The sequence below is a fragment of the Brenneria roseae subsp. americana genome, assembly GCF_003115815.1.
GTDB classification, from domain to species: Bacteria; Pseudomonadota; Gammaproteobacteria; order Enterobacterales; family Enterobacteriaceae; genus Brenneria; species Brenneria roseae.
The window spans coordinates 313,426-323,743 of the sequence record NZ_QDKJ01000005.1; the positions used below are offsets into that span (position 1 = coordinate 313,426).

The window sequence follows — 10,318 nt, forward strand, 5'->3', positions numbered from 1 at the left end:
GATTGAATGCGTAATATCGATTTTATCCGCAACGTGACCGCCGCCGCTGCTGGTCGCTGGCCTGATGTGCTTTCTCAGTTGGGGATCGAGGTTCCCCGTCATCCGACAATGCTTACCCCTTGCCCGGCCTGCGGCGGTACCGATCGCTTTCAGTTCGATAATCTGAAAGGGCGCGGGACATGGCATTGCCGACACTGCGAGCCGGAAGCCGGTGACGGGCTGGCGCTGGTGATGAACGTTCGCCAATGCGCCGCAATGGACGCCGCGCAAATGGTTACGGAGGTATTGGGTATGGATGCCCGAACGCTGGAGCAGGTCACCGGCCAGGACAAAACCCGACAACTACCAACGGAAAATAATTCCCGTTCTCCTTCCGTTGGAGTGAAAGCCCAACGCTTTGCCGATCGTCTGGCGAAACTAACCGCGCAGGCACAGCCGGGAGAGTCGGCGTATCTGGTCGGAAAAGGGTTAACCGGCTTTTCGTATCCGTTGCTGTCTGATGGCACCCTGCTACTGGCGTTACAGGACGCGAACGGCACTACCACAGCCGCACAGACTATAAAGCCCGATGGCAGCAAGCGACTGGTGACGGATTCCACCAAACGCGGAGCCTATCATGCGGTTAACGCCCCCGCGCAGCACGACACGGTGATTATCGCCGAAGGGCTGGCAACCGCGTTAAGTGTTCACCTGATACGCCCGGATGCGCTGACCATCGCCGCTATCGACGCGGGCAATATGGTGCCGGTGGCAAAGACGATGCACACCCTGTATGCCAATGCGCAAATCATCCTTGCCGCGGATAACGATATTTCCCCCGATAAGCCGAACGCGGGGAAAGACTGGGCCGAGAAAGCCGCCCGTGAGGTGAACGGCTGGGTAACACTGCCGCCCACCAGCGAAAAGGCCGACTGGGATGATTACCGCCAGCAACATGGACTGACCACCGCGAAACAAGCGTTTGCCGATTCGCTCTATGCTCTATCAGACGGCGGTAAACCTGCGCATGACGACCCGTTAAGGCCGCGTGTAGAGAGCCGTAGCGATGGCGTTTTCTGGCTTACCCCAAAAGTGGATAAAGACAGTGGCGAGGTGATCAACAACGAAAGCTGGCTATGTTCCGCGCTGAACGTGGTGGGCATTGGGCGGGATGAAAAAGACCAGTACCTGATTATGCGCTGGCGGGCAATCGGCGCGAACGCGGATACCACGCAGGCTATTCCCCTGGCTGATATCGGTGAGCGCGAGGGCTGGCGAACGCTGAAAAACGGCGGCGTGAACGTCACCACCAAAAACAGCCTAAGGGCGATACTGGCCGACTGGATTCAGCGCAGCGCGATGCATGAGATTTGGCATATCGCCCATGCGACGGGCTGGCAGTGCGGCGCCTACATCATGCCGGACGGTGAAGTTATCGGGAATCCTGACAAGCCGGTACTGTTCAACGGTCGCAGTTCTGCCGCGGCGGGGTACACCGTCAAAGGCACAGCCGAAAGCTGGCGCAGCAGCATTGCGCGGCTGGTAGACGGCAACTACTCCATGATGACCGGCATAGCGGCGGCGCTGGCCGCTCCCCTGATTGGCCTGAGCGGTGCGGATGGGTTCGGTATCCATTTCTATGAGCAATCCAGCGCCGGCAAGACCACGGCGGCGAATGTCTCCGCCAGTCTGTACGGCAACCCCGATTTATTGCGTCTGACGTGGTACGGCACCGCGCTGGGGCTGGCGAACGAAGCCGCCGCCCACAATGACGGCCTGATGCCGCTGGATGAGGTCGGGCAAGGCGCTGAACCGGTAAGCGTGGCGCAAGCCGCCTATGCGCTGTTTAATGGCGTCGGCAAGCTACAGGGGGCCAAAGAAGGAGGCAACCGGGATTTAAAACGCTGGCGCACGGTGGCGATCAGCACCGGCGAAATGGATTTGGAAACTTTCATCGCCAGTGTGGGCAGAAAGACCAAAGCCGGCCAACTGGTGCGCCTGCTGAATATCCCGTTAAGCAAAGCGATATGCTTTCATGAGCACAGCAACGGCAAACAGCATGCCGATGCGCTGAAAGACGCTTATCAGCAGCACTACGGCGCCGCCGGGCGGGAATGGATTAAGTACCTTGCCGACCACCAGCAACAGGCTATCGAGGCCGTGAGAGCCGCCGAAATGCGATGGCGTGGGCTGATCCCCGCTGATTATGGCGAACAGGTTCACCGCGTGGCCGGGCGCTTTGCCGTGATGGAGGCGGCGCTTTCGCTGGGCAAGGTTATCACTGGCTGGGATGAGCAAACGAGCCGGGACGCGATACAGCACAGCTTTAATGCCTGGGTACGTGAATTCGGTACCGGCAACAAAGAGCACCAGCAGATTATCGAGCAGTGCGAGGCGTTTCTTAATGCGTGTGGGCTAAGCCGGTTTGCGCCGTTGCCTTATGATCCCGCCAGCCTGCCTATTCGGGATTTGGCCGGATACCGCGACAGAGGGAAGCATGACGAAGCCCCGATGATTTTCTACACCTTCCCCGCCACCTTTGAAGGCGAAATCGCCAAAGGGTTTAACGCCAAGCAGTTTGCCGAAATCCTGCGCAGTGCGGGGATGTTGACCCCGCCCACCAGCGGGCGCGGCTATCAGCGCAAGTCTCCGCGTATCGATGGGCGGCAGATAAATGTCTATGTGCTTCAGTATCGCCCGGAGGACGGCCAGCCAGAATAGGATTTACTCACATACGTAGAAAGTGTGTTGGTTCAGTCAGTTCAGTTGGTTCAATGTGTAAAGATGCTTGTTATGTAAGGAAAATATTTTCCATTTTGAACCGACACTGAACCAACAAAGGGGCATTTTGAACCAACAGCGATAAACGGCTGAGGGGAGTAAAACAACCATGACAGCACAAATTTCCGCTTATGGCCGTCTGGTGGTGGATGTACAGAGCCGCACCACCAGCAACGGTAACACCATGAGTTTCACCCGTATGGCGGTACCGTTGCCCTGTCAGAAGGCAGAGAACGGCGAAGCTACTTTCTGGCTGGCGGTGACGGCCTTTGGCAAACAGGCGGACGCGCTGGCGAAACACCAGAAAGGCGACATGATGAGCGTATCGGGCAACATGCAAATCACCCAATGGACAGACGGCCACGGTAACGTACAAACCGGCTACCAGGTGATTGCTGACAGTGTAGTGAGCGCCCGAACGGTACGACCCGGAGGCCGCAAGGGTGCCGCAGGCCAACCCACTGACGCATTGCGTCGCGCACACGAACAGAGCGCACAAGGTAATAGCCACAACGCACCCGATTTTAGCGATGACGCGCCATTTTGAGGAACGCCATGATGACCGAGAACACACGCACGGTATTACGTCTGAAACGCGCCACCGTGAGCACGGCGACGACGTCGGGACATGTCACAGCCGACACCTCACGGGCGACGGAAAAAACAAGCAATAAGCAAAACCGTAAGAACCGGAAAAAACTCGAACGGCTAGTTTCACTCTGGCCGGATGCGTTCAATCTGGAAAATCCCCGCCCGCTGGCTATCGGGATCGATAAGGCGATGGCGGCTGATATCGAACGTCGCCAATTATCCGGCGCGGGTTCGCTGCGTTTTTCCCTGGGGCTGTATGTCCATCGTTCTGCTTATATCAAAGCGCTGGCGGCTGGTGGACAACGCTACGACCTGAACGGCAATCCTCAGGGCGACGTTACCGCCGAACAGCAGGAGCGTGCCAGAGCACAGCGCAAGCAGAAAAAAGCCCTGCGTACAGAGGATGCAAAATGCGACTGACGCCAGAACAGAAAGCCGAGATTATCCGCCTTAAACGTGGCGGGATGGGCTACCGCACGATAGCCACGCATATGGGCATGAAGCACCCGACCGTGCGCAGTGTCTGCCAGCGAAGCGGATTGTTTGCGGACAATCCGGCGCATAGGGCGATGTTCTCCATCCCTGCGCCGCGCTACAGTACCGAACTGGCGACCGTTAAACCGTTACCCCCGCAGCGGGTAATTACCGGTCATCGCCAGACTGATGCGTATCTGTGGGTACTGGAGGTTATCAAGCTGAATGAACCTGCCCACCTGCCGGCGGCGGAAATCGCTCTGCAAAAACTCACCATCACCCCGCCGGAGGCCGAAAATCGCTACCGCAACTGGATGGTGTCGCAGGGGCAAGAATTGTTTATTGCGGCGTTCAGTACCATCGGGATGGACAATCCTCAGCGCTGTATTGAGAACGCGAGGAAAGCGATTGATACCGCCAGCCAGGTACGGGCGTATTACGGAGGCTATGAAGCTGCGATGGAGCCAACCGAGCCGGAGCACCTGATTGAACAATCCGGCTTGCTGGTGGATGAGAACTACGGCATGACGCCGGACGAGATCGAGAGCGGCGAATTGGAAGGACTGCGATCCGTCGAAGTGCAAGATGCCCGTTCAGCCGCGCATCAGGGCTTTTGTGACGTTCTGCCTGAGCCACATACGCTTTCTGATGTGGTGCGCGAATTTGAATTCTGGCGCTGGCTCTATGCGATGCGCAGCGCCGCCAGCAAAGAGTTGGGGGATACATTTTATGAACATGATCAATGTGTCTGTGACCGGGAAGATTGGCTGGATGGCAAACTATCCACTATCAGCCCGATCCACCGGCAAGAAGCGCTTGCCGTGCTGAAATGGTTTCTGAAAAATGACCGGCACCAGGACTGTGGCGGGGATAACGATGCGGTGTATCTCAATCTGCTGGGCGGCGGGTTGGATGGGTAGGCATTTGGAGGCAACCCCCTGCAAATTTTGCAGGCGTTCGATTAACCGGAGCAATCCGGTTTTTTTACGCCTTAATATCCCATTTATTGCAACGTTAATTGATATCATTTTAATTTATGCAATAATCAACACTGTATAATATCATGTATGGGGTGTTGTATGACCGCACGCGGGAAAGTGGTACCGGTATTACTCAGTAAAGAGCAGGTAGGCGCAATTCGCCGTCTTCAGGAGCAGGAGCGCAGCAAGTCACCGCTGGGTGTTGCGCCCACTATCCATGTGATTGCACGTAGCCTGATGGATAAGGCGCTAAAAGATATCGAGGTAGCACATGGCTGAAACCATTGATTCGCTACTGGTATCGCTGGGGCTGGATGTCGATCAAAAATCTTTCAAGGAAGCCAACGATGCCCTAAAGGGCGTCAAGGATACTGCCCTGCTGCTGTTCTCTGCTGCCGGGGGTATCACTGGCCTGAATGCGATGACGGCAGGCTTTTCCCGCATGGTGACGGACTTAGAGGCATTCAGTAAGCACGCCAACATTGCCCGTAACGATGTGCTGCGGCTGGGTTATGCGATGGAGCAAGCCGGGGGGAAACGCACCAGCGCCAACAGCCTTATCGATAAGGCCAACTCATGGGCGCTCACCGCCACCTATGGCACATTCAGCGATAAAGCCTTTATGAATAATGCAGGCGTTAACCCTCATGACCTGCAAGGCAAGGACAGCGTGGAAGTGATCAAGACGATGGCCGATTACTATAACCAGGCGGCGGCGTCCGGCTTTGATGGCCTGCAAAACTTCCGGGCAGGGATGAACATCAATGAAGATGATGAAAAGCTCTTTCGCATGGGGCGTGCGGGCATTGATCGATACTTTGCTGAATTCAACAAGCGCAGTAATGGCGTTAGTGACGATGACGTAAAAATCGGTACCGAATACCGGACGGCGGTCACTGACCTTGCCACCAACATGATGGATCTGAATAACTCGATTGGTGCGCTACTGACGCCGGAAATCACCAGACTTATTCAGAAAACCGATGAATGGCTGCTGGCGAACAAAACCGATATTGTTTCTTCTATCCGTGAAAGCCTGCCCTATATCAAGGGTATCGCGGCGGGCGTGGCTGTTCTGGCGGCGGCAAAGACAACTAAGGCGCTGGGTATTCCGGGCTTGCACAAACTGGGCTTGCCCGTTGCGGCGGCAGTGACTTCCGAACCCTTTATTGATGGTGCGCTGAACGGCATTTTTGGCGAATCTGAATACTTCCAGAATATCCGCACGGCGCAGGGCTGGGGCGATTTCGGACAGGCACTACTCGGCAATGGCAAAGGCCATTATGAAAATGGCCGCTGGATTTCCCCTTACGATAAACCCGCTTCCAGCGCAGCGATGCCACGCAGCGGTGAGCAATCACTGTTTTCCTCCTTAGAAGGCAAGTACGGCTTACCGCCCGGCGTACTCAATGGGCTTTACCAAACTGAATCATCGGGTGGCAAAAATCTGATATCCCCAAAAGGTGCCCTGGGGCCATTCCAGTTTATGCCCGGCACAGCCAAAGATATGGGGCTGTACGGCTCTGATGTTTTCAATCTGGAGAAATCCGCTGATGCGGCCGCACGCTATATGCGCCAGTTGATGGACAGGCACAACGGCAATCTGCCCAAAGCGCTGGCGTCGTATAACTGGGGCATGGGGAACGTGGACGAGTACGGCATGAACGCCCTACCAACGGAAACGAGGAAATACATCGGTAAGGTGACAGGTCACATGCCCACCAGCCCTACGTTTAATGAACTGATGGCGCCCTATAACACGCGGCCATCATACCCCCACCCACGCGGCAGCTATTACGATGACGAGGGCGAATATGGCAGCAATTCCCGCTCATCGCGTCCGGTAACGATTTCCAACCAGATCACCATTAGCGGCGTAGCAGGCGTAGAAGAAACCGAACGCGCCGTTCGTCGAGTGATGGATGAGCAGTCGCGTGAATATGTGGAGCTGACAAAAGATGATGGCCGATAACTCAAAGCGGTTTGGTCGGGATTACCTGATCACCATCTCAAGCAGCAGCGGCAGGGGAACCCTTACTTTCGCCCCACCGATGCAGGTTGTTTTTAACGTGTCCCATACGCCGGGCAACATGACCGGCAAGGCAAAAATCACGATCTATGGCACATCGAAAGACACGCGGCGGGATATTTTTTATAAATACGACACGGTAGAGATTAAAGCCGGTTATCAGGGCAATTGCGGGCTGATTTATCGGGGGCAGATATTTAACCGCTCAACACAACGCGACGGCGTGGCCACCAGCCTGACGCTTTACTGCTTTTGTGATGGTAAAAAAATGTCCAGCGCCTTTGTGACACAAACATGGGGGGAGAATACGCCAGCGATTGAGATTATCCGGGACACCGCTGCCACCTTTGGCCTGCCAATGGACATCATCGGCGATTTCTCTGATTTGCCTCCTGCTATTCAGGGTAAAACGCTGATGGCAATGACCAAGGACGCAATGAATGCCCTGAAACGTATTTACGACTTTGACTGGTGGCTGAAAACGGACGGCGTAGCCATCATCCGTAATGGCGCAGAAAAAAGCGGCAAGCCGAGAGTGATCGACATAAACCACGGCATGGAAGGTATACCGCGTATCTATATGGATTATGTCGAGGTCGATGTCAGATTGGATCATGTCATTAGCCCCGGCGATGTCATCCTGGTGTACTCCGAGCATGAACAATTGGGCTTTAGTGATATGTACCACGTCAATATGCAGGAATATTCACAAGCATTCCGAAACAAAAGCCGGCTGGTGGTGAAAAGTGTCGATCACATCGGTAACTTCTGGCGCGATGACTGGACAACCACGATTACCGCTTATATACGCAGCAACAAGGTGACACAACCATGGCAATGAGTAATTCACAGGAAAACCCGCTATACCGCGCTATGGAGGCGGTGAAAACCTCCGCAATCCGGGATGTAATGACCACAATCCCCGGTCATATCATGGCCTACAACTCGGTGAAGCAACGCGCACAAGTACAGTGTGGTATCCAGCGCAAGTTAGGCGGTCGCTATGTCAATGTGCCAATTATTATCAACGTGCCTGTGCGCTTTTCCGGTACGGCTGATTGGGTAATGTTCCATGAACTGCCGGCGGGAACGGAAGGGCTTGTTCATTTCGCGAAACAGTCTATCGATGCGTGGATCGATCAGGGCGGCATTGTGGCGCCAACTGATGAACGCCACTTCTCCGCTGATGATGCCTTTTTCTCCCCTGGTTATCGATCACTGAAAACCGCGATTCCCGATCTGCCCACGTCCGGTATGGGCATGAGCAACCGCGACGGTTCGGTGCGTATCCACCTGACGGATAGCGGGATAGTCCTGACATGTGGCGGCGTTTCGTTGACGGTTTCGCCAGATGGCGTGACACACAGCGGCAAAACGACATTAAACGGTCGAACTGAGGTCACCGCTGGCGGCCTATCAGTGGGGGAAATCGAATTTGGCGATCACGTTCATGATGGAGTGGAAACAGGTTCAGGCAGCACACAGGGGCCGCGATAATCCCTTATCAAACAAGGTGCCGGATTGATACCGGACGACTGCCGGCCGCCAGCAGAACGCGGAGATATGACCATGTTAATGAGTAAAGCCGAATATGCACGGCATTGTGGCGTAAGCCGTCAGACGGTATATGACTGGGTGAAAAAGGGTGAGGTGGTTCTTTCTGGCGCGAAAATCGATGTTACAGCGACCGAACAGAAACGCGCCGGCGGAAACCAGGCCAGTGATTCGCCGTGGCCGCATCGCACGATGGAAATGACATGGAAACAGGCCGCTGACTGGGTGAGCCAACACGATGGCGAAAAGCCTGATGAGGATAGTCATATCGATCGCTTAACTCGCCTGGTGGCTGCTGCTGAGGAATTGGGCTATGACGTTGATAGCAGCGAATACGACGAACAGGAATCCGTAATTGCTCTGTACATGGGCGGTAGTGTACGCCACGAATTCTACGATAAAGGATGCGTGGATGTGGCGATCACTTTTTTGCGGGCAGAGCTTTTCTATGTCGCGTGGCATGTTGATGATGAGGCTGATTGGAGTCCTCAGGGGTTATCAGCGCTGTGCTTACGGCAAGGCAACAAAATATAAACCACCAGCCAGGTGAAAGGCAGAAATCTTGACAGGCCTTGACGTTTTTGTACCGAGTGTAAAGCTGTGAGGTACAGACATGCTAAGGTTTGCCGTAAACCTTATCGTGGTAACGTCAAGAATCACCCCAACGTGTAAAGCGTCCATATATAGATTTATATAGGTTATCGGCAGTATATCAGGCGCAGAGCAACGCATTCCTCAATTCTGACCGTTCGTTAGCACTACGTTTTATCAGTGAGTTACCAGGCACATCTTACCCCGGTGATAGCGTCGAACACCTGTAAAGCGCCCGACCATTAATGTGTAAAGTGTCCGACCAAAAAACGGTCGGAAAGCTGGACGGTCGGACAAGGCCGCTATGCCAAAAATCAATTCTTCAAATTGAAAATCAAATTGCCCGCCAATTGAAATCAATTTGCCGATATTGCCGAAAAACTGCGTGAATACTGGCGTTTTGCTTTGTTAGGAGTTTTCTACTGGCTGGCTCTGGGGTAGTCGGAACAGATCAACGGATTGGATCCGCGTCCATAAAAGTAAGCTCATCCCATACAATGTATGCAAATGTTAACGCTACGAGCGTTACATACCGGAAAATGGCTGCTGGTGGTTTGATGCCACCAGCGGACACAAACAGTACAGACTCTGCCATAAATGCCGATATCATTCCTGAACATCTGATTATGAGAGGTAAATTTATGCGATGGAACGTGGCACTACTGGCAGCATTACTACCGTTTTTTATTGCTGGCTGTTCATCGAGTATTTCCAATCAAAAAATTGAACAAGCCAGAAAATGGAATACCACGATGGCAGAAAAAAACAGAAAAATGCAGGAAGATTGGGAGCGAACAAAGAGAGAGGATATTGCAAAACAAGAGAGGGAAGAGGCGCGCATAGCCTCAATACCCCGCCAAAGATGCTACCTGCAAGCACCGGGCGGCGATCAAGTGGTTAAGAAGTTGCTCGATATTATCAACCGGGAAAATGTCACATGCCGACTGGATCGAGTCCCCGTTAAGGTCACGCCGCTACAGCCGTCTGGTTTTAGAGAGGATAAATATGATGTGCTCGTTAATGGACGGGATTTCTTTTATTTAGGTAAGAATGGTTTTATCGACCACATAGACTACCAAGCAACCGAATGTCAGCCCCATGACGTGCCGTGGAATACGCAAGGGATGGTATATAACAATTGTGTGGCTTACCTGGCTAAAGGGCTGCGTATGTGGGCAGCGATGACACGCGACAAATCAATCTCAGACGAGACATTTCGCTCCTATTTACTTTATGCGAATCGGGTAGATTTTGGTGAATGGGCGCTTTTCCTTTGGCAGTATAAGCGTGCTCAATAGGGCTAACCGCTATATGAACCGGCTACGAAGCCGGTTTTTTT

The 10,318-nt window shown here is 53.9% G+C and carries 10 protein-coding genes; all 10 read left to right on the top strand.

The annotated features are described in order from the left end of the window. The first annotated feature begins 6 nt into the window (after positions 1–6). The 10 genes from B4923_RS08880 to B4923_RS08925 all read left to right on the top strand — a co-directional run bounded on the left by B4923_RS08880 (position 7) and on the right by B4923_RS08925 (position 10,277). Positions 7–2,700 carry a TOPRIM and DUF927 domain-containing protein gene (locus tag B4923_RS08880; protein ID WP_109053978.1) on the top strand — a complete coding sequence of 898 codons (2,694 nt, stop codon included), beginning with the start codon at positions 7–9 and terminating at the stop codon, positions 2,698–2,700. A gap of 169 nt (positions 2,701–2,869) precedes the next feature. After that, positions 2,870–3,307: a single-stranded DNA-binding protein gene (locus B4923_RS08885; RefSeq protein ID WP_109053979.1), complete on the top strand. Its 438-nt coding sequence runs from the start codon at positions 2,870–2,872 to the stop codon at positions 3,305–3,307. Between the two features lie 8 nt (positions 3,308–3,315). Continuing rightward, the gene (locus B4923_RS08890; protein ID WP_109053980.1) at positions 3,316–3,771 is read left to right on the top strand and encodes a ProQ/FINO family protein; all 456 of its coding nucleotides are present in this window, start codon (positions 3,316–3,318) and stop codon (positions 3,769–3,771) included. Continuing rightward, positions 3,762–4,745 (top strand): helix-turn-helix domain-containing protein, encoded by a 984-nt coding sequence (locus B4923_RS08895; protein WP_109053981.1) that lies wholly within the window; start codon positions 3,762–3,764, stop codon positions 4,743–4,745. Before B4923_RS08890 ends, B4923_RS08895 begins: the two co-directional genes overlap by 10 nt. A gap of 159 nt (positions 4,746–4,904) precedes the next feature. Continuing rightward, entirely contained in the window at positions 4,905–5,084 is a 180-nt protein-coding gene (locus B4923_RS08900) for a hypothetical protein (RefSeq protein ID WP_109053982.1), read from the top strand. Beyond that, positions 5,077–6,777: a lytic transglycosylase domain-containing protein gene (locus B4923_RS08905; RefSeq protein WP_109053983.1), complete on the top strand. Its 1,701-nt coding sequence runs from the start codon at positions 5,077–5,079 to the stop codon at positions 6,775–6,777. Before B4923_RS08900 ends, B4923_RS08905 begins: the two co-directional genes overlap by 8 nt. After that, positions 6,764–7,675 (top strand): phage protein, encoded by a 912-nt coding sequence (locus B4923_RS08910; RefSeq protein WP_109053984.1) that lies wholly within the window; start codon positions 6,764–6,766, stop codon positions 7,673–7,675. Before B4923_RS08905 ends, B4923_RS08910 begins: the two co-directional genes overlap by 14 nt. Beyond that, positions 7,666–8,331 (top strand): Gp138 family membrane-puncturing spike protein, encoded by a 666-nt coding sequence (locus B4923_RS08915; protein WP_245929513.1) that lies wholly within the window; start codon positions 7,666–7,668, stop codon positions 8,329–8,331. The genes B4923_RS08910 and B4923_RS08915 overlap by 10 nt, the downstream gene beginning before the upstream one ends. Positions 8,332–8,403: 72 nt before the next feature. Then, positions 8,404–8,922: a MerR family transcriptional regulator gene (locus B4923_RS08920; protein WP_109053985.1), complete on the top strand. Its 519-nt coding sequence runs from the start codon at positions 8,404–8,406 to the stop codon at positions 8,920–8,922. 596 nt (positions 8,923–9,518) lie between these two features. Then, positions 9,519–10,277 carry a hypothetical protein gene (locus tag B4923_RS08925; protein WP_109053986.1) on the top strand — a complete coding sequence of 253 codons (759 nt, stop codon included), beginning with the start codon at positions 9,519–9,521 and terminating at the stop codon, positions 10,275–10,277. Positions 10,278–10,318: the final 41 nt, after the last annotated feature.